The organism is Streptomyces echinatus, assembly GCF_014203595.1.
Lineage (GTDB): Bacteria > Actinomycetota > Actinomycetes > Streptomycetales > Streptomycetaceae > Streptomyces > Streptomyces echinatus.
Genome location: NZ_JACHJK010000017.1, coordinates 36722 through 62288 on the forward strand (window position 1 = coordinate 36722; position 25567 = coordinate 62288).

Consider the following 25567-nt stretch of genomic DNA (forward strand, 5'->3'; position numbering starts at 1 on the left):
CCATGAGCAAGATCCTGATCCGTGGTGCGAAGGTGCTCGGGGGCGAGCCGCAGGACGTGCTGATCGACGGCGGGACCATCGCCGAGGTGGGCACCGGCCTGTCCGCCGAGGGCGCCGAGGTGGTGGAGGCCGACGGCAAGGTGCTGCTGCCGGGCCTGGTCGACCTGCACACCCACCTGCGCGAGCCGGGCCGCGAGGACTCCGAGACCGTGCTCACGGGCACCCGCGCCGCGGCAAGCGGCGGCTACACCGCGGTGTTCGCCATGGCCAACACCTTCCCGGTCGCCGACACCGCCGGCGTCGTCGAGCAGGTCTACCGGCTCGGCCGCGACCACGGCTACTGCGACGTGCAGCCCATCGGCGCCGTCACCGTCGGCCTGGAAGGCAAGAAGCTCGCCGAGCTGGGCGCCATGCACGAGTCCGCGGCCGGCGTCACCGTCTTCTCCGACGACGGCAAGTGCGTCGACGACGCCGTGATCATGCGCCGCGCCCTGGAGTACGTGAAGGCCTTCGGCGGTGTCGTCGCCCAGCACGCGCAGGAGCCGCGGCTGACCGAGGGCGCCCAGATGAACGAGGGCGTCGTCTCCGCCGAGCTGGGCCTGGGCGGCTGGCCGGCCGTCGCCGAGGAGTCGATCATCGCCCGGGACGTGCTGCTCGCCGAGCACGTCGGCTCCCGCGTCCACATCTGCCACCTCTCCACCGCCGGCTCCGTGGAGATCGTCCGCTGGGCCAAGTCCCGCGGCATCGACGTCACCGCCGAGGTCACCCCGCACCACCTGCTCCTGACCGACGAGATGGTGCGCACCTACAACCCGGTCTACAAGGTCAACCCGCCGCTGCGCACCGAGCGGGACGTGCTCGCCCTGCGCGAGGCGCTCGCGGACGGCACGATCGACATCGTCGCCACCGACCACGCCCCGCACCCGCACGAGGACAAGGACTGCGAGTGGGCCGCCGCCGCCATGGGCATGGTCGGCCTGGAGACCGCGCTGTCAGTGGTCCAGGCGACCATGGTGGACACGGGTCTGCTGGACTGGGCCGGCGTCGCCGACCGCATGTCCGTCAAGCCCGCGCGGATCGGACAGGCCACCGGGCACGGCCGTCCCGTCTCGGCTGGTGAGCCCGCCAACCTCACCCTCGTCGACACGGAATACCGTGGCCAGGTGGACCCCGCGGGCTTCGCCTCGCGCAGCCGCAACACCCCGTACGAGGGACGTGAGCTGCCGGGCCGTGTGACGCACACGTGGCTGCGGGGCAAGGCCACGCTCGTCGACGGGAAGCTCACGTGACACCTGTAATCCTGCTGGCCGAGGCGGAGAAGTCGGCCGAGGTCACCCACTGGGGCGGCCGCATCGGCTGGCTCGTCGGACTGGTCCTCTTCATCGCGCTCGTCTACTGGCTGATGCGCGAGGGCTGGAAGTGGCGCGGCACCCTCCAGGGTGACCTGCCGGAGCTGCCCAGCGCGCCGGAGGAGACCGGCCCGGCCAGACTGAGCATGAGCGGCCGCTACCACGGCTCCACCACCGCCGGGCAGTGGCTGGACCGGATCGTGGCCCACGGCCTGGGCACCCGCAGCCGGGCCGAGCTCACCCTGACCGACGCGGGCCTGGAGGTCGAGCGCCCCGGGGCGACCGACTTCTTCGTGCCCACGGCCGCGCTGCGCGGAGCCCGCCTGGACAAGGGCATCGCCGGCAAGGTCCTCACCGAGGACGGACTGCTGGTGGTGACCTGGGCGCACGGCGACAAGCTGATCGACTCCGGCTTCCGCTCCGACCACGCGGCGGAGCACACCGAGTGGGTCGACACCCTGAACCAGATGATCAACGACACGGAAGGCGCACGATGACGACCTCCACCAGGGGAGCCGCGAGGGTTCCCGCCGTACTCGTCCTGGAGGACGGCCGCAGCTTCCGCGGCCGCGCCTACGGGGCCGTGGGGGAGACCTTCGGCGAGGCCGTGTTCTCCACCGGCATGACCGGCTACCAGGAGACCCTCACCGACCCGTCGTACGACCGCCAGATCGTCGTCGCGACCGCTCCCCAGATCGGCAACACCGGCTGGAACGACGAGGACGACGAGTCGAGCCGCATCTGGGTCTCCGGCTACGTGGTGCGCGACCCCGCGCGCGTGCCGTCCAACTGGCGGGCCAAGCGCTCCCTGGACGACGAGCTGGTCGCCCAGGGTGTCGTCGGCATCAGCGGGATCGACACCCGCGCCCTCACCCGCCACCTGCGCGAGCGCGGCTCCATGCGCGCCGGCATCTTCTCCGGCGAGGCGATCGCCCCCGAGACGGAGCTCCTGGCGCGCGTGCAGGCCCAGCCGCACATGAAGGGCGCGAGCCTCTACGAGGAGGTCGCGACGAAGGAGGCGTACGTCGTCCCCGCGGTCGGCGAGAAGCGCTTCACGGTCGCCGCCGTCGACCTCGGCATCAAGGGCATGACCCCGCACCGCATGGCCGAGCGCGGCATCGAGGTGCACGTGCTGCCGGCCACCGCCACGGCCGACGAGATCTACGCGGTCGAGCCGGACGGCGTGTTCTTCTCCAACGGGCCCGGCGACCCGGCGACCGCCGACGGCCCGGTCGCGCTGATGAGCGCCGTCCTGGAGCGCAAGACGCCGCTGTTCGGCATCTGCTTCGGCAACCAGATCCTCGGCCGCGCGCTCGGCTTCGGCACCTACAAGCTGAAGTACGGCCACCGCGGCATCAACCAGCCGGTCCAGGACCGTACGACCGGCAAGGTCGAGGTCACCGCGCACAACCACGGTTTCGCCGTGGACGCGCCGCTCGACAAGGTCAGCGAGACGAAGTTCGGCCGCGCCGAGGTCTCGCACGTCTGCCTGAACGACGACGTCGTGGAGGGGCTGCAGCTGCTCGACCAGCCGGCCTTCTCCGTCCAGTACCACCCCGAAGCGGCAGCGGGCCCGCACGACGCCGCCTACCTGTTCGACCGCTTCGTTTCCCTGATGGAGGGCCAGCGTGCCTAAGCGCTCCGATATCCAGTCCGTCCTGGTCATCGGCTCCGGCCCGATCGTCATCGGCCAGGCCGCCGAGTTCGACTACTCCGGCACCCAGGCGTGCCGGGTGCTCAAGGCCGAGGGCCTGCGCGTGGTCCTCGTCAACTCCAACCCGGCGACGATCATGACCGACCCGGAGATCGCCGACGCCACCTACGTCGAGCCGATCACCCCCGAGTTCGTCGAGAAGATCATCGCCAAGGAGCGCCCCGACGCCCTGCTGCCCACCCTGGGCGGCCAGACTGCCCTGAACACCGCGATCTCGCTGCACGAGAACGGTGTGCTGGAGAAGTACAACGTCGAGCTGATCGGCGCCAAGCCCGAGGCGATCCACAAGGGCGAGGACCGCGACCTGTTCAAGGACGTCGTGGAGGAGGTCCGCCGCAAGACCGGACACGGCGAGTCCGCCCGCTCGGTCATCTGCCACACCATGGACGACGTCCTCAAGGGCGTCGACACCCTCGGCGGCTACCCGGTCGTGGTCCGCCCGTCCTTCACCATGGGCGGCGCCGGCTCCGGCTTCGCGCACGACGAGGAGGAGCTGCGCCGCATCGCCGGCCAGGGCCTCACGCTCTCCCCGACCACCGAGGTGCTCCTGGAGGAGTCCATCCTCGGCTGGAAGGAGTACGAGCTGGAGCTGATGCGCGACAAGCACGACAACGTCGTGGTCGTCTGCTCCATCGAGAACTTCGACCCCATGGGCGTGCACACCGGCGACTCGATCACCGTCGCCCCGGCGATGACGCTGACCGACCGCGAGTACCAGGTGCTGCGCGACGTCGGCATCGCGATCATCCGCGAGGTCGGCGTCGACACCGGCGGCTGCAACATCCAGTTCGCGGTGAACCCCGAGGACGGCCGCGTGATCGTCATCGAGATGAACCCGCGCGTGTCGCGTTCCTCGGCGCTCGCCTCCAAGGCCACCGGCTTCCCGATCGCCAAGATCGCCGCCAAGCTGGCCGTCGGCTACACCCTGGACGAGATCCCGAACGACATCACCCGGGAGACCCCGGCCTCCTTCGAGCCCACGCTCGACTACGTGGTGGTCAAGGCCCCGCGGTTCGCCTTCGAGAAGTTCCCGCAGGCCGACTCCACGCTGACCACGACCATGAAGTCGGTCGGCGAGGCCATGGCCATCGGCCGCAACTTCACCGAGGCCTTCCAGAAGGCGCTGCGCTCGCTGGAGAAGAAGGGCAGCCAGTTCACCTTCGTCGGCGGGACGGGGGACAAGGAGACCCTGCTGCGGGAGGCCGTGCGGCCCACCGACGGCCGGATCAACACGGTCATGCAGGCCATCCGCGCGGGTGCCACGCCGGAGGAGATCTTCGAGTACACGAAGATCGACCCGTGGTTCGTGGACCAGCTCTTCCTGATCAAGGAGACGGCGGACGAGCTGGCCGAGGCGCCCGAGCTGACCGCCGGCCTGCTCGCCGAGGCCAAGCGGCACGGCTTCTCCGACCAGCAGATCGGTGAGATCCGCGGCCTGCGCGAGGACGTCGTCCGCGAGGTCCGGCACGCCCTCGGCATCCGCCCGGTCTACAAGACGGTCGACACCTGCGCCGCCGAGTTCGCCGCGCGGACGCCGTACTTCTACTCCTCCTACGACGAGGAGAGCGAGGTCGCGCCCCGCGAGAAGCCCGCGGTGATCATCCTGGGCTCCGGCCCGAACCGCATCGGCCAGGGCATCGAGTTCGACTACTCCTGTGTCCACGCCTCCTTCGCGCTGTCCGACGCCGGGTACGAGACCGTGATGGTCAACTGCAACCCGGAGACCGTCTCCACCGACTACGACACCTCCGACCGGCTGTACTTCGAGCCGCTCACGCTGGAGGACGTGCTGGAGATCGTCCACGCGGAGCAGCAGGCCGGCCCGCTGGCGGGTGTGATCGTCCAGCTGGGCGGCCAGACCCCGCTCGGTCTCTCGCAGGCCCTGAAGGACAACGGCGTGCCGGTCGTCGGCACGTCCCCCGAGGCCATCCACGCGGCCGAGGACCGGGGCGCCTTCGGCCAGGTCCTCGCCGAGGCCGGCCTGCCCGCCCCCAAGCACGGCACGGCCACCACCTTCGCCGGCGCCAAGGCGATCGCGGACGAGATCGGCTACCCGGTCCTGGTCCGGCCCTCGTACGTGCTCGGCGGACGCGGCATGGAGATCGTCTACGACGAGACCCGCCTCGCCTCCTACATCGCCGAGTCGACCGAGATCAGCCCCTCCCGGCCGGTCCTCGTCGACCGCTTCCTGGACGACGCGATCGAGATCGACGTCGACGCCCTGTACGACGGCGAGGAGCTCTACCTCGGCGGCGTCATGGAGCACATCGAGGAGGCCGGCATCCACTCCGGCGACTCGGCGTGCGCCCTGCCCCCGATCACCCTCGGCGGCTTCGACATCAAGCGGCTGCGCGCCTCCACCGAGGCCATCGCCAAGGGCGTCGGTGTGCGCGGCCTGATCAACATCCAGTTCGCGATGGCCGGCGACATCCTCTACGTCCTGGAGGCCAACCCGCGCGCCTCCCGCACGGTCCCCTTCACCTCGAAGGCGACCGCGGTGCCGCTCGCCAAGGCCGCCGCCCGGATCTCGCTGGGCGCGACCATCGCCGAGCTGCGCGCCGAGGGCCTGCTGCCGAAGAACGGCGACGGCGGCGAGCTGCCGCTGGACGCGCCGATCTCCGTCAAGGAGGCCGTCATGCCCTGGTCGCGCTTCCGCGACATCCAGGGCCGTGGCGTGGACACCGTCCTCGGCCCGGAGATGCGCTCCACGGGCGAGGTCATGGGCATCGACTCGGTCTTCGGCACGGCGTACGCCAAGTCGCAGGCGGGTGCCTACGGCCCGCTGCCCACCAAGGGCCGCGCGTTCATCTCGGTCGCCAACCGCGACAAGCGCTCGATGATCTTCCCGGCGCGCGAGCTGGTCGCCCACGGCTTCGAGCTGCTCGCCACCTCCGGCACCGCCGAGGTCCTCAAGCGCAACGGCATCAACGCCACGGTCGTGCGCAAGCAGTCCGAGGGCACCGGCCCGAACGGCGAGCGGACCATCGTCCAGCTCATCCACGACGGCGAGGTCGACCTCATCGTCAACACCCCGTACGGCACCGGCGGCCGCCTCGACGGCTACGACATCCGTACGGCCGCGGTGGCCCGCTCCGTGCCGTGCCTGACGACCGTCCAGGCGCTCGCGGCGGCCGTCCAGGGCATCGACGCCCTCAACCACGGTGACGTGGGCGTCCGCTCGCTCCAGGAACACGCGGAACACCTGACCGCGGCCCGCGACTAGCAGCCCTGAGGGGGACACCGGAAACGGTGTCCCCCTCTTCACGAGGACACCCATGTACAAGATCTTCTTCAATCTCGTCTTCAAGCGCATGGATCCCGAGAAGGCCCACTACCTGGCCTTCCGCTGGATCCGGCTGGCGGTTCGGATCCCGGGCTTGCGCACCTTCGTCGCCGCCGCCCTAGCGCCCCGCCACAAGGAGCTGCGCACCGAGGCCTTCGGGCTGCGGATGCACGGCCCGTTCGGGCTCGCCGCCGGCTTCGACAAGAACGCCGTCGCGATCGACGGCATGTCGATGCTGGGCTTCGACCACGTCGAGATCGGCACGGTGACGGGGGAGCCGCAGCCCGGCAACCCCAGGAAGCGGCTGTTCCGGCTCGTCGCGGACCGGGCGCTGATCAACCGCATGGGCTTCAACAACGACGGCTCCCTGACCGTGGCGGCCCGCCTGGCCACCCGCGAGCCGGTCTTCAGGACCGTCGTCGGCGTCAACATCGGCAAGACCAAGGTCGTCCCGGAGGCGGAGGCCGTCGGCGACTACGTGAAGTCGGCCGAGCGGCTCGCCCCGTACGCGGACTACCTGGTCGTCAACGTCTCCTCGCCCAACACTCCCGGCCTGCGCAACCTCCAGGCCACGGAGGCGCTGCGACCGCTGCTGACGGCCGTGCGCGAGGCCGCCGACCGCACGGTCGCGAACCGGCGCGTCCCGCTGCTGGTGAAGATCGCGCCCGACCTCGCCGACGAGGACATCGACGCGGTCGCCGACCTCGCCGTGGAGCTGGGCCTGGACGGCATCATCGCCACCAACACCACCATCGCCCGCGAGGGACTCGGCCTGACGTCGGCGCCCTCGCTGGTCAAGGAGACCGGCGGCCTGTCCGGCGCCCCGCTCAAGGCGCGCTCCCTGGAGGTCCTGCGCCGCCTGTACGCGCGCGTGGGCGACCGGATCACCCTGGTGGGTGTCGGCGGCATCGAGACGGCCGAGGACGCCTGGCAGCGCATCCTGGCCGGTGCCACGCTGGTCCAGGGCTACAGCGCCTTCATCTACGAGGGCCCCTTCTGGTGCCGCGCCGTCCACAAGGGACTCGCCTCCCGCCTGCGCACCAGCCCGTACGCCACCCTCGCCGACGCGGTCGGCGCCGACGTGAGGAAGCCCGCATGAGCCCCCTGGAGCCCTTCGGTGCCCGGCTGCGCCGCGCGATGGACGAGCGTGGCCCGCTGTGCGTCGGCATCGACCCGCACGCCTCCCTGCTCGCCGAATGGGGGCTGAACGACGACATCGCGGGTCTGGAGCGGTTCAGCCGCACGGTCGTCGAGGCCATGGCCGACCGGGTGGCCGTCCTGAAGCCGCAGAGTGCCTTCTTCGAGCGGTTCGGCTCGCGGGGCCTCGCCGTCCTGGAGAAGTCGGTCCAGGAGGCGCGGGCGGCCGGTGCCCTGGTCGTGACGGACGCCAAGCGCGGCGACATCGGCTCGACCATGGCCGCCTACGCCGAGGCGTTCCTGCACCCGGACGCCCCGCTGTTCTCCGACGCCCTGACCGTCTCGCCCTACCTCGGCTACGGCTCGCTCAGCCCGGCCGTGGCCCTGGCCCGGGAGAGCGGCGCCGGCCTGTTCGTGCTGGCGCTGACCTCGAACCCGGAGGGCGGGGAGGTGCAGCACGCGGTCCGCGCGGACGGCAGGAACATCGGCGCGACCATGCTGGCCCACCTGGCGGCCGAGAACGCGGGGGAGGAGCCGCTGGGCTCCTTCGGCGCGGTGGTCGGCGCCACGCTCGGCGACCTGTCCTCGTACGACCTGGACATGGGCGGCCCGCTCCTCGCCCCCGGCATCGGCGCCCAGGGCGCGACCCCGGCCGACCTTCCCGGGGTCTTCGGCGCGGCCGTCCGCAACGTCGTGCCCAACGTCAGCCGGGGTGTTCTGCGTCACGGTCCCGACGTCAGCGCGCTGCGCGGGGCGGCCGAGCGGTTCGCGGAGGAGATCAGGGCGGCCGTCACCGCGGCCTGAGTCCCGTGTCAGGTGCTCGGCTGAGCGGTATCGCGCCGACTTGAGCGTGAATACATTCTCAAATCGAGGGCAATATGTCTGAAATGTCCGGCCTGACGGAGGCTGACCAGGACTTTTCCGCTGTTCTCGCTGACTCTGGCGGACTTGCCCGCTAGTCTCCGAGCAGTGGGGGCACCTCCCACGCCCTTCAGGCAGTGGGGGAGAACGGGCAGCGTGTTGCTCGTAGCTCCCCAGGTGTGGGGCGACTAGGTTCCTCACCGGTCCGTATCCGACAGTTCGACATCCGAGGTGACGTAGGCGTGGCTCTTCCGCCCCTTACCCCTGAACAGCGCGCAGCCGCGCTCGAAAAGGCCGCCGCGGCTCGCCGGGAGCGGGCCGAGGTCAAGAATCGACTCAAGCACTCCGGCGCCTCCCTGCACGAGGTCATCAAGCAGGGCCAGGAGAACGACGTCATCGGCAAGATGAAGGTCTCCGCCCTGCTCGAGTCCCTTCCGGGCGTGGGCAAGGTCCGCGCCAAGCAGATCATGGAGCGTCTGGGCATCTCCGAGAGCCGCCGAGTGCGCGGTCTCGGTTCCAACCAGATCGCTTCCCTGGAGCGTGAGTTCGGCAGCACCGGCTCCTGAGCCCGACTCCCCGTACGCGGGGAGTCGGACCGGGAGTCCCGGGCACTCCGGGATTGCTGGAATAATCGCTGCATGGCTGCAACATTCCGGGGGACGACCCCCGAGCCCCCGGACGTACGTCCGCGGCTGACCGTGCTCTCCGGCCCCTCGGGGGTCGGCAAGAGCACGGTCGTCGCCCATATGCGCAAGGAACACCCCGACGTCTGGCTCTCGGTGTCGGCGACCACCCGCAGGCCGCGCCCCGGCGAGCAGCACGGAGTCCACTACTTCTTCGTCACCGACGAGGAGATGGACAAGCTGATCGCCAACGGCGAGCTGCTGGAGTGGGCCGAGTTCGCCGGCAACCGTTACGGCACGCCCCGCGCGGCCGTGCTGGAGCGGCTGGAGAACGGCGAGCCGGTCCTGCTGGAGATCGACCTCCAGGGCGCCCGGCAGGTCCGCGCGTCCATGTCCGACGCCCAGCTGGTGTTCCTGGCTCCGCCCTCCTGGGAGGAGCTGGTGCGCAGGCTGACCGGCCGGGGTACCGAGCCGCCCGAGGTCATCGAGCGCCGCCTGGAGGCGGCGAAGACCGAGCTGGCGGCCGAGCCGGAGTTCGACGAGACCCTGGTCAACACCTCCGTCGAGGACGTGGCTCGCGAGCTGCTAGCCTTGATGGACGTTGTGTGATCGTGACTGTGATCACGATGTCTGATTCTTTCCCATCCATCGGAAGGTAGAGCGTGTCCTCTTCCATCACCGCGCCCGAGGGCATCATCAACCCGCCGATCGACGAGCTTCTCGAGGCCACCGACTCGAAGTACAGCCTCGTGATCTACGCGGCCAAGCGGGCCCGCCAGATCAACGCGTACTACTCGCAGCTCGGCGAGGGCCTCCTCGAGTACGTCGGTCCGCTCGTCGACACCCACGTCCACGAGAAGCCGCTCTCCATCGCCCTGCGCGAGATCAACGCCGGTCTGCTGACCTCCGAGGCCATCGAGGGCCCGGCGCAGTAGTACCGTCAGATTGCGGTTGACTTATCCACAGGCCCGGCAGTCACGCTGCCGGGCCTGTGGTGTGTCATGGAGTCGTACGGTTCCGTCGTACGTTTTCGAGTCCGGGGAGACACGGTGGACAAGCCGAGGGTCGTGCTGGGGGTCAGCGGTGGCATCGCCGCGTACAAGGCCTGTGAGCTGCTGAGGAGGTTCACGGAGTCGGGCCACGACGTGCGCGTGGTGCCCACCGCCTCCGCGCTGCACTTCGTCGGCGCCGCCACCTGGTCCGCGCTGTCCGGCAACCCGGTCTCCACCGAGGTCTGGGACGCCGTGCACGAGGTCCCGCACGTCCGCATCGGGCAGCACGCCGACCTGGTGGTGGTGGCCCCGGCCACCGCCGACATGCTCGCCAAGGCCGCCCACGGCCTCGCCGACGACCTGCTGACCAACACGCTCCTCACCGCCCGCTGTCCGGTCGTCTTCGCCCCGGCGATGCACACCGAGATGTGGGAGCACCCGGCCACCCAGGAGAACGTGGCCACGCTGCGCCGCCGCGGCGCCGTCGTCGTCGAGCCCGCCGTCGGGCGCCTGACCGGCGTCGACACCGGCAAGGGCCGGCTGCCCGACCCGGCGGAGATCTTCGAGGTCTGCCGCCGCGTGCTGTCCCGCGGGGCCGTGGAGCCCGACCTGCGGGGCCGGCACGTCGTCGTCTCCGCGGGCGGCACCCGCGAGCCGCTCGACCCGGTCCGCTTCCTCGGCAACCGCTCCTCCGGCAAGCAGGGCTACGCCCTCGCCCGCACCGCCGCCGCCCGCGGCGCCCGTGTGACCCTTGTCTCGGCCAACGCCGGCCTGCCCGACCCGGCGGGCGTGGACGTCGTCCCGGTCGGCACCGCCGTGCAGCTGCGCGAGGCCGTCCTGAAGGCCGCGGCGGACGCCGACGCCGTGGTCATGGCCGCCGCCGTCGCCGACTTCCGCCCGGCCGCCTACGCCGCCGGGAAGATCAAGAAGAAGGACGGCCAGGATCCCGCCCCGATCGCCCTGGTGCGAAATCCGGACATCCTTGCGGAGATTTCCGCCGACCGGGCCCGGCCCGGACAGGTGATCGTCGGCTTCGCCGCCGAGACCGACGACGTCCTCGCCAACGGCCGCGCCAAGCTCGCCCGCAAGGGCTGCGACCTGCTCGTGGTCAACGAGGTGGGAGAGCGCAAAACCTTTGGTTCCGAGGAGAACGAGGCCGTCGTGCTGGGCGCCGACGGCAGCGAGACCCCGGTGCCCCACGGGCCCAAGGAGGCCCTCGCGGACACCGTCTGGGACCTGGTCGTCGGGCGACTGGGCTAACGTCCGGCGCGCGATCGGGCGAACTCCTGACCAGATCGCGCCAGGCTCAAATCGGGTGTGGCGGCCCTGGCCAAGGCCGCTCGCCATTGTGCACAATGCCCGTGCCGCAGGTCACAGCGCTCCCGAGAGGCGAGACGGTGGCCCATTGGTCGAGTACGACCGATAAACTGTTCACGGTGGACGCCGGGCCGCAGCCCCGCGTCCTCCGCAAATGATCAGCCAGCAGCCGCTGCAACCACAGGGAGCGTTGTGTCCCGTCGCCTGTTCACCTCGGAGTCCGTGACCGAGGGTCACCCCGACAAGATCGCTGACCAGATCAGCGACACCATTCTCGACGCGCTTCTTCGCGAGGACCCGACCTCCCGGGTCGCCGTCGAGACGCTGATCACCACCGGCCTGGTGCACGTGGCCGGCGAGGTGACGACGAAGGCCTACGCGGACATCGCGACCCTCGTCCGCGGCAAGATCCTCGAGATCGGCTACGACTCCTCGAAGAAGGGCTTCGACGGCGCCTCCTGCGGCGTCTCGGTGTCCATCGGCGCGCAGTCCCCGGACATCGCGCAGGGCGTCGACACGGCGTACGAGAACCGGGTCGAGGGCGACGAGGACGAGCTGGACCGGCAGGGCGCGGGCGACCAGGGCCTGATGTTCGGCTACGCGTCCGACGAGACGCCGACCCTGATGCCGCTGCCGATCTTCCTGGCGCACCGCCTGTCCAAGCGCCTGTCCGAGGTCCGCAAGAACGGCACCATCCCCTACCTGCGCCCCGACGGCAAGACGCAGGTCACCATCGAGTACGACGGCGACAAGGCCGTCCGCCTCGACACGGTGGTCGTCTCCTCCCAGCACGCCTCCGACATCGACCTGGAGTCGCTGCTCGCCCCCGACATCCGCGAGTTCGTCGTGGAGCCGGAGCTGAGGGCGCTCCTGGACGAGGGCATCAAGCTGGACACCGAGGGCTACCGCCTGCTGGTCAACCCGACCGGCCGCTTCGAGATCGGCGGCCCGATGGGTGACGCCGGCCTCACCGGCCGCAAGATCATCATCGACACCTACGGCGGCATGGCCCGCCACGGTGGCGGCGCCTTCTCCGGCAAGGACCCGTCCAAGGTCGACCGCTCGGCCGCCTACGCCATGCGCTGGGTCGCCAAGAACGTCGTGGCGGCCGGCCTGGCCTCCCGCTGCGAGGTCCAGGTCGCCTACGCGATCGGCAAGGCCGAGCCGGTCGGTCTCTTCGTGGAGACCTTCGGCACCGCCAAGGTCGACGCCGAGAAGATCGAGAAGGCGATCGACGAGGTCTTCGACCTCCGCCCGGCCGCGATCATCCGCGACCTCGACCTGCTCCGCCCGATCTACTCCCAGACGGCGGCGTACGGCCACTTCGGCCGCGAGCTGCCCGACTTCACCTGGGAGCGCACGGACCGCGTGGACGCCCTGCGCAAGGCCGCCGGCCTGTAACCCACCCGCTCTCCTCACCGAGGCCCGGCTTCCCTTCGGGGGGCCGGGCCTCGGCGTGTCGCGCGGGGGAGCCGCAGCCGGGCGGCAGCCGTGATGATCCCGGGCGGACGCCGGTTGTCGGTGCCGTTTGGTAAGAATGCAAGCGTGAGCAGCGAGAACGGGGCGTCCCGAACAGAGGGGGGCGGCGGGGCCGAGGGGGCGCCGCCGGAGCAGCTCGCGCTCATCCGGGAGAGCGTGCGCCAGGCGAAGACGCCCCGGGCCAAGCCAGGGACCTGGCGCGGGGCCGCGCTCGCCAAGGAGCTGCCCGTCGCGCGGGTGCTGGTCGACAAGGGTGTGCTGCATCTCGACCGGTACTTCGACTACGCCGTGCCCGAGGAGCTGGATGCTGAGGCACAGCCCGGTGTGCGGGTGCGGGTGCGGTTCGGGGCCGGCCGGCACCGGGTGCGCGAGGGCCGCCGGGAGGGCGGCGGGCTCATCGACGGCTTCCTCGTGGAACGGCGGGCCGAGTCCGACTACTCCGGACCACTGGCCGCGCTCGCCCAGGTCGTGTCGCCGGAGCGGGTGCTCAGCGAGGAGCTGCTCGGCCTCGCGCGGGCCGTCGCCGACCGGTACGCGGGCAGCCTCGCCGATGTGCTGCAGCTGGCCGTCCCGCCGCGTAGCGCCCGCGCCGAGCGGCGGACGTCCCCGGAGCCGCTGCCCCCGCCGGAGCCGCCGGACCCCGGCTCCTGGACGCGGTACGAGCACGGGCCGGCCTTCCTGGACGCCCTGGCCTCCGACGGGGCGCCCAGGGCCGTGTGGAACGCGCTGCCCGGACAGCTGTGGAGCGAGGAGCTCGCCCGGGCCGTCGCCGCCACCCTCGCCTCCGGACGCGGCGCGCTCGTCGTCGTACCGGACGGGCGGGCCGCCGCGCGCGTGGACGCCGCCCTGACCGGGTTGCTCGGCCCCGGCCGGCACGCGCTGCTCACCGCCGACGCCGGTCCCGAGAAGCGGTACGCCCAGTGGCTGGCGGTGCGGCGCGGTTCCGTGCGGGCCGTCGTCGGGACGCGGGCCGCGATGTTCGCACCCGTGCGGGACCTCGGGCTCGTCGCCGTCTGGGACGACGGGGACGACAGCCACAGCGAGCAGCACGCCCCGCAGCCGCACGCCCGCGACGTGCTCCTGCTGCGTGCGGCGCTGGACAGGTGCGCCTTCCTGCTCGGGGGTTGGAGCTGCACGGTGGAGGGCGCCCAGCTCGTCGAGAGCGGCTGGGCCCGGCCGCTGGTCGCCGGACGGGAGCAGGTGCGCCGCACGGCCCCCCTGGTCCGGACGGTCGGGGACGACGACCTCGCGCGCGACGAGGCCGCCCGCGCCGCCCGGCTGCCCACCCTCGCCTGGCAGGTGGCCCGGGAGGGGCTGCGGCACGGGCCCGTGCTGGTGCAGGTGCCCCGGCGCGGTTACGCGCCCCGCATGGCCTGCGCCCGGTGCCGGGAGCCCGCCCGCTGCCGGCACTGCGCCGGCCCGCTCGAAGGACAGGACGGGGGCGTCCTGCGCTGTGGGTGGTGCGGGCGTGAGGAGAGCGCCTGGCACTGCCCGGAGTGCGGCGGCTTCCGGCTCCGCGCCCAGGTCGTGGGCGCGCGCCGGACCGCCGAGGAACTGGGGCGGGCCTTCCCCGCCGTACCGGTGCGCACCTCGGGGCGCGAGCATGTGCTGGACACGGTCCCGGACACGCCCGCGCTGGTCGTCAGCACGCCGGGCGCCGAACCGGTCGCCGAGGGCGGTTACGCGGCGGCCCTGCTGCTGGACGGCTGGGCCATGCTCGTACGGCCCGACCTGCGGGCCGGCGAGGACGCGCTGCGCCGGTGGATCGCGGCCGGTGCGCTGGTGCGGCCGCAGAGCGAGGGCGGCACCGTGGTCGTGGTGGCCGAGCCGACCCTGCGGCCCGTGCAGGCACTGGTGCGCTGGGACCCCGTCGGGCACGCGGTGCGGGAACTGGCCGAGCGGGCCGAGCTGGGCTTCCCGCCGGTGTCGCGGATGGCGGCCGTGTCCGGTCAGCCCGCGGCCGTCGCCGAGTTCCTCGCGGCGGCCGAACTGCCGCCGGACGCCGAGATGCTGGGGCCGGTGCCGTTGCCGCCCCCGCCGCCCGGCCGGCCGCGCAGACCCGGTGCGCCGCCGCCGGGCGAGCACTGGGAGCGGGCACTGGTCCGGGTGCCGCCGGGCAGCGGCGCCGCGCTGGCCACCGCGCTGAAGTCCGCCCAGGCCGCGCGCATGGCGAAGGGCAGCGGTGAGGCGGTGCGGGTGCGGATCGACCCGCCGGACATCGGCTGAGACGCCGCCGTCGTGGGCCCGGCCTTTCGTCGCCGGTGGCATGGGCCCTTGCGCCGTGAGCGGCTCCGGGGGCCGCCGCGTCGTCAAGGTTGCCGGACACCGGGTCGTCAGGTGCCGGACACCGTGCCGTCAGGTCGCCGGACACCGTGCCGTCAGGAGTGCCGGGCATCCCCGTCAGGGCCTCCCCGACGCACGGCTGCCCTCCCGGACGGCCCGGGAGGGCAGGCAGAACGGCTGCCGTCGTCAGCCGTTGCGCGGGCCGGGAAAGGCAGTCGGCCGGGCGTCGTCGCGAAGGGCGGGGCTGCCCGCGGTCGGCTGGGTGGGCATGGAGCGGGCCGCGGGGACCGTCGGCATCGTGGGCATCGTGGGCAACCCGGTGTTCACGTCGAGCGTGCGGGTGCCGGACGGCTCCGTCGACCGCTCCGCCTCGGCGGCCGCCTGGGCCGCGGCGCGGCGGGCGCCGTACCGGCGGTGCACCGCCTGCTTGGTGACACCGAGCGCCGAGCCCACCGCGTCCCACGAGAAGCCGAGCGAGCGGTCGAAGTCCACGGCGGCCGTGACCAGGGTTTCGACGCTGTCCCGGAGCTCCTGGGCCAGGCGCACCGTCGGGGCGGGGGCGCGTCCGTAGACGACGAAGCCCGTGGACGGGCCGGAGCGGCGCGGGCGATAGACGTTGCCCAGCTGGGCGGTGAGCGTGCGCAGCGCGTCCACCTGCCGGCGGACCCGCTCGATGTCCCGCACCAGCAAGTGCAGGCTGGCCCGGGCCTGGGCGTCGTGGGTTGCGTGGTCGGCCATGAACAAGCCTCTCGAACCGGCGTTGAAAGGAATTGGGCCGCCAAAGCGGCCCGATGTGGTCAACTCTCTCTTGACCAACGCGCTGACGCTCCGCTGGTCACGGGGTGGGGGCGTACGGGCATATGCGTACGCCGCCTGCCCACCCGCGCGCCGTCAGTCCCCCGCCCACCCGCGGGCCACCCTTCCCCGGCCGGCCGGAGTGCGGGCGGCCGGTGGGCGGTCGCTCGCCGTCGGCGGCCTTTCGCCGGTGGTCATAGACTGGTGCGCTGCCCGCCCAACCCCCGCCCGAGAGGCCCGATCCCGCCCATGAAGCTCGTCTTCGCCGGTACCCCCGAGGTAGCCGTTCCCGCTCTGGACGCTCTGCTCGCCTCCGGGCGGCACGAGGTGGCCGCCGTCGTCACGCGGCCCGACGCGCCGGCCGGGCGCGGGCGCAGGCTGGTCGCGTCGCCCGTGGCCGAACGGGCGGAGGAGGCCGGCATCGAGGTGCTGAAGCCCCTGAAGCCGCGGGACCCGGAGTTCCTGGAGCGGCTGAGGCAGATCGCCCCGGACTGCTGTCCCGTCGTCGCCTACGGCGCCCTGCTGCCGAAGGCCGCCCTGGACATCCCCGCCCACGGCTGGGTCAACCTGCACTTCTCGCTGCTGCCCGCCTGGCGGGGCGCGGCGCCCGTGCAGCACTCCGTCATGGCGGGCGACGAGATCACGGGCGCCTCCACCTTCCTCATCGAGGAAGGGCTCGACTCCGGCCCCGTCTACGGGACCGTGACCGAGCAGGTCCGTCCCACCGACACCAGCGGCGACCTGCTGACCCGGCTCGCCTTCGCCGGCGCCGGGCTGCTCGCCGCGACCATGGACGGCATCGAGGACGGCACCCTGAAGGCCGTGCCGCAGCCCGCCGAGGGCATCACCCTCGCGCCGAAGATCACCGTCGAGGACGCGCAGGCGGACTGGACGACGCCCGCGCTGCGGGTCGACCGGGTGGTGCGCGGCTGCACCCCGGCGCCCGGCGCCTGGACCACCTTCCGCGGCGAGCGGCTCAAGCTCATCCAGGTCACGCCCGTGCCCGAGCGGACGGACCTCGCCCCCGGCCGGCTCGCCGTGGGCAAGAACAGCGTGCACGTGGGCACCGGTTCGTACGCCGTCGAGCTGCTGTGGGTGCAGGCCCAGGGCAAGAAGCCGATGCGCGCCGCCGACTGGGCCCGCGGGGTGCGCATCGCGGACGGCGAGACGCTCGGCGGCTGACGCCGGGACGACGACGGCGACGGCAGCGGCAGGGCGCGCCCGACCGTGGGCTTGGACGGCCGCGCCCGACCGCCGGGGTGGCCGGCCGCGCCTGATCGTGGGGGTGGCCGGGCGCGTACGGGCGTGGGCGTGGCCGGCTGTGCGCGAGCGCGGGCGTGGCCGGCTGTGCACGGGCGTGAACGGCCGAGCCCTGTCGCGCCGGGCGGCGGTCCTTCGCGTCGTGCGCGGCGGTACCCGGCCGCGCCCGGCGGCCCGGGCGGCCGGTGCCCCGGACGGCCGGGGCGCGGGGGCGCCGACGTAGGCTGGAGACGCATCCTCTTCTTCACACCCGGAGCACCTTTTTCGTGAGCGAGCAGTCCCGGCGGCCGCGCAAGCCCGCCAAGCCCTACCGCCGTCCTCAGAAGGACCCCGTCCGCATCCTGGCCTTCGAGGCGCTGCGCGCGGTGGACGAGCGGGACGCGTACGCCAACCTCGTGCTGCCCCCGCTGCTGCGGAAGGCCCGCGAGAAGGGCGACTTCGACGCCCGGGACGCCGCCCTCGCCACCGAGCTGGTGTACGGCACGCTGCGCCGTCAGGGCACGTACGACGCCGTCATCGCCGCCTGTGTCGACCGGCCGCTGCGCGAGGTCGACCCACCGGTGCTCGACGTGCTGAGCCTGGGCGTGCACCAGTTGCTCGGCACGCGGATCCCGACGCACGCCGCCGTCTCCGCGTCCGTGGAGCTGGCCCGGGTGGTGCTCGGGGACGGACGGGCCAAGTTCGTCAACGCCGTGCTCCGCAAGGTCGCGCAGGACGACCTCCAGGGCTGGATCGAGAAGGTCGCGCCGCCCTACGACGAGGACCCCGAGGACCACCTCGCCGTGGTGCACTCACACCCCCGCTGGGTCGTCTCCGCGCTGTGGGACTCCCTCGGCGGCGGCCGGGCCGGCATCGAGGACCTGCTGGCGGCGGACAACGAGCGGCCCGAGGTGACACTCGTCGCCCGCCCCGGGCGGGCCACCGCCGAGGAACTGCTCCGCGAGGACGCCGCCGTACCCGGCCGCTGGTCGCCGTACGCCGTGCGGCTCGCCGAGGGCGGCGAGCCCGGAGCGGTCGAGGCCGTGCGTGAGGGCCGGGCCGGCGTGCAGGACGAGGGCAGCCAGCTGGTCGCCCTCGCGCTGGCCAACGCCCCGCTGGAGGGCCCGGACGAGAAGTGGCTCGACGGCTGCGCGGGGCCCGGCGGAAAGGCCGCGCTGCTGGCCGCCCTCGCCGCCGAGCGCGGGGCCGCGCTGCTCGCCTCGGAGAAGCAGCCGCACCGGGCCGGCCTGGTCGCGAAGGCACTGCACGGCAACCCCGGGCCGTACCAGGTCATCGCCGCCGACGGCACCCGCCCGCCGTGGCACCCCGGCTCCTTCGACCGGGTGCTGGTGGACGTCCCCTGCACCGGTCTCGGCGCGCTGCGCCGCCGCCCCGAGGCCCGCTGGCGCCGCCGCCCCGAGGACCTGGACAATTTCGCCCCGCTCCAGCGCGCCCTGCTGCGCACGGCCATCGACTCCGTACGCGTCGGCGGAGTCGTCGGCTACGCCACCTGCTCCCCGCACCTGGCCGAGACCCGCGCGGTCGTCTCCGACGTCCTCAAGCAGCGCCCGGACACCGAGCTGCTCGACGCCCGCCCGCTCCTCCCCGGTGTGCCGGACCTGGGCGAGGGCCCCGACCTCCAGCTGTGGCCCCATGTCCACGGCACGGACGCGATGTACCTGGCCCTGATCCGCAGGACCGCCTGACGCCGAAAGGGTCCCCGCGCCCGGAAGGGGCGCGGGGAACTGCGCCGGCAACCCACGACGGCCCGCAGCCGAACGACGACCGAAGGGCCCGCGGCTACAGACGGGCGCGGCGGCATGGCAGGCTTGGGTCATGGCCGTGCAGATCAACCCCAGCATCCTGTCCGCCGACTTCGCCCGACTCGCGGAGGAGGCCAAGGCGGTTCAAGGCGCCGACTGGCTCCATGTCGACGTCATGGACAACCACTTCGTCCCGAACCTCACGCTCGGCGTGCCGGTCGTGGAGTCCCTGGCCCGTGCGACGGACACCCCGCTGGACTGCCATCTGATGATCGAGGACCCCGACCGGTGGGCGCCCCAGTACGTCGAGGCGGGGGCGTCGTCCGTCACGTTCCACGTGGAGGCCGCCGCCGCCCCCGTGCGGCTCGCCCGGGAGATCCGCGCGAAGGGCGCCCGCGCCTCGATGGCGCTGAAGCCCGCCACGCCGATCGAGCCGTTCGAGGACCTGCTGCCGGAACTCGACATGCTGCTGATCATGACGGTCGAGCCGGGCTTCGGCGGCCAGGCGTTCCTCGACATCATGCTGCCGAAGATCCGCCGTACCCGTGAGCTGATCGGCAAGCACGGTCTGCAGCTGTGGCTGCAGGTCGACGGCGGTGTCTCGGCCTCGACGATCGAGCGGTGCGCGGACGCGGGAGCGGACGTGTTCGTCGCCGGCTCGGCCGTCTACGGGGCACAGGACCCGGCGGAAGCGGTACGTGCTCTGCGCGCCCAGGCGGCCACGGCCACCGCCAAGGCGTCCTGGGCATGCGACCACGGAGCCACGGCGAAGTGAACGCTTGAATGAACGGCGCCCATCAGGGCGATTCAGTCGCGCCGAATCTGCAAGGATGAACGGCGAATCCAGAGTGTGAACAGCAGTGAGGAGATCGCCGTGTCGGGTATGTCGGCGGGCCGGTCAGCCATGCGGATGGGACCCGCTGAGCTGGTGCAGGCGGCGGCCATGGCCCGCCGCTTCTACCTCGAGGGCAAGTCCAAGATCCAGATCGCGGAGGAGTTCGGCGTCAGCCGCTTCAAGGTGGCCCGGGTCCTGGAGACGGCCCTCGAACGGGATCTCGTGCGCATCGAGATCCGCGTCCCGGCCGAGCTGGACGCCGAGCGCTCCGACGCGCTCCGCGCCCGCTACGGCCTGAGGCACGCCGTCGTGGTCGAGTCCCCGGCCGAGGCCGAGGAGACCCCCGATCCCGAGAACCTCGGCGAGGTCGCGGCCGACCTGCTCGGCGAGCTCGTGAACGAGGGCGACGTGCTCGGCCTGGCCTGGGGCCGGTCCACCATCCACATGGCGGCGGCGCTCGACCGGCTGCCGCCGTGCACGGTGGTGCAGCTGACGGGCGTGTACGACGCCGGGACCGCCGAGCGCGGCTCGGTGGAGGCGGTCCGCCGGGCCGCCCAGGTGTCGGGCGGCGACGCGCACCCGATCTACGCGCCGATGCTGCTGCCGGACGCGGCCACCGCGGCGGCGCTGCGCAACCAGACGGGGATCGCCCGGGCCTTCGAGTACTTCGACAAGGTCACGGTTGCCTGCGTCTCCATCGGCTCCTGGGAGCCGGGCATCTCGACGGTGCACGACATGCTCAGCGACGAGGAGCGCGCGCACTACGCCTCGCTCGGTGTCGCCGCCGAGATGTCGGCGCACCTCTTCGACGCCGAGGGGCGCCGGATCGGGCGGGACCTGGGGGAGCGGTGCATCACGGTCAAGACCGACCAGCTGCGCCGTATCCCGGAGGTGGTGGCGATCGCGGGCGGCCAGCGCAAGGCGTCCGCGATCGACGCGGTGCTGCGCTCCGGGCTGGTGACCAGCCTGGTGACCGACACCTCGGCCGCCGACCACCTGATGACGACGGGCCCGACGCCGAGGCCGGCGCTCAGCCGCGCGGACCCGGACGGGGCCTGACCGCGGGGCGCGGCACCGTCGTGACGGGACGGCCGTGGCAGCATCGGCGGCATGCTGCTGCGGCTCGTCCCCCGCGTCCCCGAACCGGGACGGCGCTGTCCCGTGCGCTCGCGGGGCTGCTGGTCTGTCTGTCCGTCCTGCTGACGGGATGCTCGTCCGGCCCGGACACCGCTCCGGCCCCCGGTGTGTCCGCTCCGGAGTGGGCCAGGGACATGGCCACCGTCCGGGAGGCCCGGCTGCCCGCCGAGGCGCGCCGCACGCTCGCCCTGGTCGACCGGGGCGGCCCGTACCCGTACAGCAGGGACGGGATCGTCTTCGGGAACTTCGAGGGGCGTCTGCCGAAGCACCGGCGCGGCTACTACCACGAGTACACCGTGCGCACCCCCGGATCGCGTGACCGCGGGGCCCGGCGCATCGTCACCGGACAGGGCGGCGAGATCTACTACACCGATGATCACTACGAGACGTTCCGGGCGGTGCTGAGATGACGGAAGACCTGGGCGGCCGGTACACGGTCACCCTGGACCTGGAGGGCGTCACGGGCAAGGCGGGCCTGATGGACCGCGTCGCGAAGGCCCTGGCGCTGCCCGACTGGTTCGGCCGGAACTGGGACGCGCTCGCCGACTCCCTCGCCGATCACACCGTCTGGCCCGAGGGGGCCGTGGAGCGGGGTCTGCTGATCGTCGTACGGGGCTGGCGGCCGTACGCCGGGACCCGGCCGGACGAGTGGCGGACCGCCGAGGAGGTCTTCGCGGAGGCGGTGGACCGGACGCCGGCCCTCACCGTGGTCCTCGCCCTTGGAGGAAGCTCCTAGGTGATCGACGGCCACCCTGGATGTTCTGTCGGGGCATGACACCGGCACCGCCATGGGACAATGAAGTACGTGCTCTTTCCCCCTGGCACACCTGTCCGGGGGTCACCTCTGATCGACTGGGATGTGCAGCACGTGCGTTTCCTCAATGACATCCAGCCCGCCTACGACCTGACGTACGACGACGTCTTCATGGTGCCGAGCCGCTCCGCGGTGGGCTCCCGTCAGGGCGTGGACCTCGCCGCGCCGGACGGGACGGGCACCACCATCCCGCTCGTCGTCGCGAACATGACCGCCATCGCCGGCCGCCGCATGGCCGAGACGATGGCCCGTCGCGGCGGCCTCGTGGTCATCCCGCAGGACATCCCGATCGACGTCGTCACCGACGTCGTCTCCTGGGTGAAGAGCCGCCACCTGGTGCTGGACACTCCGATCGTGCTGGCCCCGCACCAGACCGTCGCCGACGCCCTGGCGCTGCTGCCCAAGCGTGCGCACAACGCCGGTGTCGTCGTGGACGAGGACCAGCGCCCCGTGGGTGTCGTCACCGACGCCGACCTGTCCGGCGTCGACCGCTTCACCCAGCTCGAAGTGGTCATGTCCAAGGACCTGCTGCTGCTGGACGCCGACATCGACCCGCGCGAGGCCTTCAACACCCTCGACCACCACAACCGGCGCTACGCCCCGGCCGTCGACCAGGACGGCAGGCTCGCCGGCATCCTGACCCGCAAGGGCGCCCTGCGCGCCACGCTGTACACCCCGGCGGTGGACGCGAACGGCAAGCTGCGGATCGCCGCCGCCGTCGGCATCAACGGCGATGTGGCGGGCAAGGCCAAGCAGCTGCTCGACGCGGGCGTGGACACGCTCGTCATCGACACCGCGCACGGTCACCAGGAGTCGATGATCAGCGCCGTCCAGGTGGTCCGCGCGCTCGACCCGCAGGTGCCGATCGTGGCCGGCAACATCGTCTCCGCCGAGGGCGTCAAGGACCTCATCGACGCGGGCGCGGACATCATCAAGGTCGGTGTCGGACCGGGCGCCATGTGCACCACCCGCATGATGACCGGCGTCGGCCGCCCGCAGTTCTCCGCCGTCCTGGAGTGCGCCGCCGAGGCGAAGAAGTACGGCAAGCACGTGTGGGCCGACGGCGGTGTCCGGCACCCGCGCGACGTCGCCATGGCCCTCGCGGCCGGCGCGTCCAATGTGATGGTCGGCTCCTGGTTCGCGGGCACCTACGAGTCGCCCGGCGACCTCCAGCAGGACGCGAACGGCCGCCTCTACAAGGAGTCCTTCGGCATGGCCTCCGCGCGTGCCGTGCGCAACCGGACGTCCGAGGAGTCGGCGTACGACCGTGCCCGCAAGGCGCTGTTCGAGGAGGGCATCTCGACCTCCCGCATGTTCCTCGACCCGGCCCGCCCGGGCGTCGAGGACCTGGTCGACTCGATCATCGCGGGCGTCCGCTCCTCCTGCACCTACGCCGGCGCGGGCTCCCTGGAGGAGTTCGCCGAGAAGGCGATCGTCGGCATCCAGAGCGCGGCCGGCTACGCCGAGGGCAAGCCGCTGCACGCCAGCTGGAGCTGATCGCACCACCCCTGCCGACGGCCCCCGTCGTTCCCGCCATCCCGGGAACGACGGGGGCCGTCGGCGTGCGCCCCGACCCGCCGTCCGCCACCCGCCCGGTGCCGGGAGCCGGGCCGCCGACGGACCTGTCCGGCACCCGTGCGCGTGGTATCTACACCTTTCTCGGTGAGGGGGTGCGGAGAGGGCTCACGAGGGGGTTGTGCAACGGTCGACAGCTCTCGCGCAACGATTTGTCATTCGGGCCCGATGAACGCAATGATCATCCGGGGACGCGCAAGGTTGCTGCATTACGCCCGTGAAGGCCCGCCTCATAGGGTGCTGCGCTAGTACGTGGTGTGGCGGGGACCCCGCTCGGTGGGTTCCTGCCCTCGCAGGCCCATCGGTCCCCCTCCACGAGGACCGGCGGCCGTGCCGGTCCACCACCGCAACCGACCGGCAGCGAGAAGGAGCCAACGCGTGCTCGACCAAGGCGCACCCCCGCAGAACCCGATACCGGCCGCCCCCGCGTCCCAGGGCGTCGCCGCGCGCCTGATGCGTCGCAAGCCCGTGGAACGCCTGGTCGCAGAGGGCGGACAGGGTGAGGGGGGACAGCTTCGGCGCTCCCTCGGGCTGTGGCAGCTGACCATGATCAGCATCGGGGCCACGCTCGGCACCGGCATCTTCGTCGTTCTCGGCGACGCCGTTCCGGAGGCCGGTCCCGCGGTCACCCTGGCCTTCGTCATCGCCGGACTCACGGCGCTGTTCTCGGCCCTGTCGTACGCCGAACTGGCGGGCAGCATCCCCGTCGCCGGATCCTCCTACTCGTATGCGTACGCAACGCTGGGCGAGCTGGTCGCCTGGGTCTGCGGCTGGTGTCTGGTGCTGGAGTACGGCGTGTCGGTGGCCGCCGTCGCCGTCGGATGGGGCGAGTACCTCAACGAGCTGCTCGACGGCACCATCGGCGTCACCATCCCGAGCGCCCTGTCCTCGGCGCCGGGTGAGGGCGGGATCATCAACCTGCCCGCCCTGATCGTCGTCCTGCTGGCGATGGTGTTCCTGCTCGGTGGCGCCCGGGAGTCCGCCCGTGCCAACACGATCATGGTCTGCGTGAAGATCGCCGCCCTCGTGCTCTTCTGCTCGATCGGCTTCATGGGCTTCAAGTCCGGCAACTACCGCGACTTCATGCCGCTCGGCATGTCCGGTGTGAGCGCCGCGGGCGCCACGCTGTTCTTCTCGTACATCGGCTTCGACGCCGCCTCCACCGCCGGTGAGGAGGCGAAGAACCCCAAGCGGGACCTGCCGCGGGCGATCATGCTGTCCCTGATCATCGTGACCGCGCTCTACGTCCTCGTCGCGGGCGTCGCCGTCGGCGCGTGGAACTGGAAGAAGTTCGACGGCTCGGAGGCCACCCTCGCCGCGATCATGAACGACGTCACCGGCCAGTCCTTCTGGGGCACGATGCTCGCGCTCGGCGCGGTCATCTCCATCGCCAGCGTGGTGCTCACCGTGCTCTACGGCCAGACCCGCATCCTCTTCGCGATGTCCCGCGACGGCCTGGTGCCCAAGGCGCTCGGCAAGGTCCACCAGAAGACCGGCGCCCCGCGTCTGAACACGGTCCTCGTCTCCCTCTTCTGCGGTGTCCTCGCCGCCCTCATCCCGCTGGGCAAGCTCGTCGACGCCACCAGCATCGGCACGCTGTTCGCCTTCGGTCTGGTCAACATCGCGGTGGTCGTGCTGCGGTACCGGCGCCCGGAGCTGGAGCGCACGTTCAAGGTGCCGTTCGGCCCGGTCCTGCCGGTGCTGGGCTTCCTGTTCTGCGCGTACAACATGTTCAGCCTCGACACCGTCACCTGGGTCGTCTTCGGATGCTGGATGGCCGCGGGGCTCGTGTTCTACTTCCTCTACGGCTATCGCCGTTCCCGTCTCGCGACCAATGAGGATCTCGCGGTGACGGCAGAGAAGTGACCGAACCGAAGAAGTGAACCACCCCCTGTGCTGAACGATCTCGACGAACGCATCGTGCACGCCCTCGCCGAGGACGCCCGCCGCTCCTACGCGGACATCGGGCAGATGGTCGGCCTGTCCGCGCCCGCGGTGAAGCGGCGCGTGGACCGGCTGCGGGCCACCGGAGCCATCACCGGATTCACCGTCCGGGTGGATCCGGCGGCCCTCGGCTGGGAGACCGAGGGGTACATCGAGATCTACTGCCGGCGCAACACCTCGCCGGAGACCATTCAGCGGGGCCTGGAGCGGTATCAGGAGGTCGTGGCCGCGTCGACCGTCACCGGCGAGGCGGACGCGATCGCCCAGGTCTTCGCCTCCGACATGCGTCACTTCGAGCGGGTGCTGGAGCGGATCGCCGGCGAGCCGTTCGTGGAGCGGACCAAGTCGGTGCTGGTGCTGTCGCCGTTGCTGCGGCGCTTCTCCTCCGGGGCGCCGGGGTAGGGACGGATCACCTCGGGGGGCGTCC

At 72.2% G+C, this 25567-nt stretch carries 22 protein-coding genes; 21 read left to right on the forward strand and 1 reads right to left on the reverse strand.

The features are described from left to right. Positions 1–2: 2 nt before the first annotated feature. From FHS34_RS34960 to FHS34_RS35015, 12 genes are all read left to right on the forward strand, one after another. The gene (locus tag FHS34_RS34960; protein ID WP_184973082.1) at positions 3–1289 is read left to right on the forward strand and encodes a dihydroorotase; all 1287 of its coding nucleotides are present in this window, start codon (positions 3–5) and stop codon (positions 1287–1289) included. Beyond that, positions 1286–1846 (forward strand): PH-like domain-containing protein, encoded by a 561-nt coding sequence (locus FHS34_RS34965; protein WP_184973084.1) that lies wholly within the window; start codon positions 1286–1288, stop codon positions 1844–1846. Before FHS34_RS34960 ends, FHS34_RS34965 begins: the two co-directional genes overlap by 4 nt. After that, the gene (carA, locus tag FHS34_RS34970) at positions 1843–2985 is read left to right on the forward strand and encodes a glutamine-hydrolyzing carbamoyl-phosphate synthase small subunit (protein ID WP_184973086.1); all 1143 of its coding nucleotides are present in this window, start codon (positions 1843–1845) and stop codon (positions 2983–2985) included. The genes FHS34_RS34965 and carA overlap by 4 nt, the downstream gene beginning before the upstream one ends. Beyond that, positions 2978–6286, forward strand: a complete 3309-nt coding sequence (gene carB, locus FHS34_RS34975) for a carbamoyl-phosphate synthase large subunit (protein ID WP_184973088.1) — start codon at positions 2978–2980, stop codon at positions 6284–6286. The genes carA and carB overlap by 8 nt, the downstream gene beginning before the upstream one ends. Before the next feature lie 52 nt (positions 6287–6338). Further along, complete coding sequence (locus FHS34_RS34980; RefSeq protein WP_184973090.1) at positions 6339–7445, forward strand: quinone-dependent dihydroorotate dehydrogenase; 1107 nt, start codon at positions 6339–6341, stop codon at positions 7443–7445. After that, positions 7442–8287, forward strand: coding sequence for an orotidine-5'-phosphate decarboxylase (pyrF, locus tag FHS34_RS34985; protein WP_184973092.1), 846 nt, complete (start codon positions 7442–7444; stop codon positions 8285–8287). Before FHS34_RS34980 ends, pyrF begins: the two co-directional genes overlap by 4 nt. Before the next feature lie 299 nt (positions 8288–8586). Continuing rightward, a complete protein-coding gene (locus tag FHS34_RS34990; RefSeq protein WP_003977346.1) occupies positions 8587–8910 on the forward strand; it encodes an integration host factor in 324 nt (107 codons plus the stop codon). 72 nt (positions 8911–8982) lie between these two features. Continuing rightward, positions 8983–9576: a guanylate kinase gene (gmk, locus tag FHS34_RS34995; RefSeq protein WP_184973094.1), complete on the forward strand. Its 594-nt coding sequence runs from the start codon at positions 8983–8985 to the stop codon at positions 9574–9576. A gap of 53 nt (positions 9577–9629) precedes the next feature. After that, positions 9630–9902, forward strand: a complete 273-nt coding sequence (gene rpoZ, locus FHS34_RS35000) for a DNA-directed RNA polymerase subunit omega (RefSeq protein WP_005319902.1) — start codon at positions 9630–9632, stop codon at positions 9900–9902. A 114-nt stretch (positions 9903–10016) separates the two neighbouring features. Beyond that, positions 10017–11219 carry a bifunctional phosphopantothenoylcysteine decarboxylase/phosphopantothenate--cysteine ligase CoaBC gene (gene coaBC / locus FHS34_RS35005; RefSeq protein ID WP_225817745.1) on the forward strand — a complete coding sequence of 401 codons (1203 nt, stop codon included), beginning with the start codon at positions 10017–10019 and terminating at the stop codon, positions 11217–11219. A gap of 249 nt (positions 11220–11468) precedes the next feature. Beyond that, positions 11469–12677, forward strand: a complete 1209-nt coding sequence (metK, locus tag FHS34_RS35010) for a methionine adenosyltransferase (RefSeq protein ID WP_184973099.1) — start codon at positions 11469–11471, stop codon at positions 12675–12677. A gap of 144 nt (positions 12678–12821) precedes the next feature. Continuing rightward, positions 12822–14981, forward strand: a complete 2160-nt coding sequence (locus FHS34_RS35015; RefSeq protein WP_184973101.1) for a primosomal protein N' — start codon at positions 12822–12824, stop codon at positions 14979–14981. Between the two features lie 243 nt (positions 14982–15224). Here the strand turns inward: FHS34_RS35015 and FHS34_RS35020 are convergent, their stop codons facing one another. Continuing rightward, positions 15225–15776 carry a hypothetical protein gene (locus tag FHS34_RS35020; protein ID WP_184973103.1) on the reverse strand — a complete coding sequence of 184 codons (552 nt, stop codon included), beginning with the start codon at positions 15774–15776 and terminating at the stop codon, positions 15225–15227. A 306-nt stretch (positions 15777–16082) separates the two neighbouring features. Here FHS34_RS35020 and fmt point away from each other — a divergent pair, with 306 nt between their 5' ends. The 9 genes from fmt to FHS34_RS35065 all read left to right on the forward strand — a co-directional run bounded on the left by fmt (position 16083) and on the right by FHS34_RS35065 (position 25542). Continuing rightward, on the forward strand, positions 16083–17015 hold the full coding sequence (gene fmt, locus FHS34_RS35025) for a methionyl-tRNA formyltransferase (RefSeq protein WP_184973105.1): 933 nt from the start codon (positions 16083–16085) through the stop codon (positions 17013–17015). A 344-nt stretch (positions 17016–17359) separates the two neighbouring features. Further along, positions 17360–18778, forward strand: coding sequence for an RsmB/NOP family class I SAM-dependent RNA methyltransferase (locus tag FHS34_RS35030; RefSeq protein ID WP_184973107.1), 1419 nt, complete (start codon positions 17360–17362; stop codon positions 18776–18778). A 130-nt stretch (positions 18779–18908) separates the two neighbouring features. Next, positions 18909–19610 (forward strand): ribulose-phosphate 3-epimerase, encoded by a 702-nt coding sequence (gene rpe, locus FHS34_RS35035; protein WP_184973109.1) that lies wholly within the window; start codon positions 18909–18911, stop codon positions 19608–19610. A 75-nt stretch (positions 19611–19685) separates the two neighbouring features. Then, the gene (locus FHS34_RS35040) at positions 19686–20729 is read left to right on the forward strand and encodes a sugar-binding transcriptional regulator (RefSeq protein WP_184973111.1); all 1044 of its coding nucleotides are present in this window, start codon (positions 19686–19688) and stop codon (positions 20727–20729) included. A 95-nt stretch (positions 20730–20824) separates the two neighbouring features. Then, a complete protein-coding gene (locus tag FHS34_RS35045; RefSeq protein ID WP_184973302.1) occupies positions 20825–21217 on the forward strand; it encodes a guanyl-specific ribonuclease in 393 nt (130 codons plus the stop codon). After that, complete coding sequence (locus FHS34_RS35050) at positions 21214–21543, forward strand: barstar family protein (protein WP_184973114.1); 330 nt, start codon at positions 21214–21216, stop codon at positions 21541–21543. The genes FHS34_RS35045 and FHS34_RS35050 overlap by 4 nt, the downstream gene beginning before the upstream one ends. 132 nt (positions 21544–21675) lie before the next feature. Then, positions 21676–23118: a GuaB1 family IMP dehydrogenase-related protein gene (locus tag FHS34_RS35055; RefSeq protein ID WP_184973116.1), complete on the forward strand. Its 1443-nt coding sequence runs from the start codon at positions 21676–21678 to the stop codon at positions 23116–23118. A 456-nt stretch (positions 23119–23574) separates the two neighbouring features. Next, the gene (locus FHS34_RS35060) at positions 23575–25062 is read left to right on the forward strand and encodes an amino acid permease (RefSeq protein WP_184973118.1); all 1488 of its coding nucleotides are present in this window, start codon (positions 23575–23577) and stop codon (positions 25060–25062) included. Between the two features lie 27 nt (positions 25063–25089). Then, positions 25090–25542 (forward strand): Lrp/AsnC family transcriptional regulator, encoded by a 453-nt coding sequence (locus FHS34_RS35065; protein ID WP_184973120.1) that lies wholly within the window; start codon positions 25090–25092, stop codon positions 25540–25542. The last annotated feature ends 25 nt before the right edge of the window (positions 25543–25567 follow it).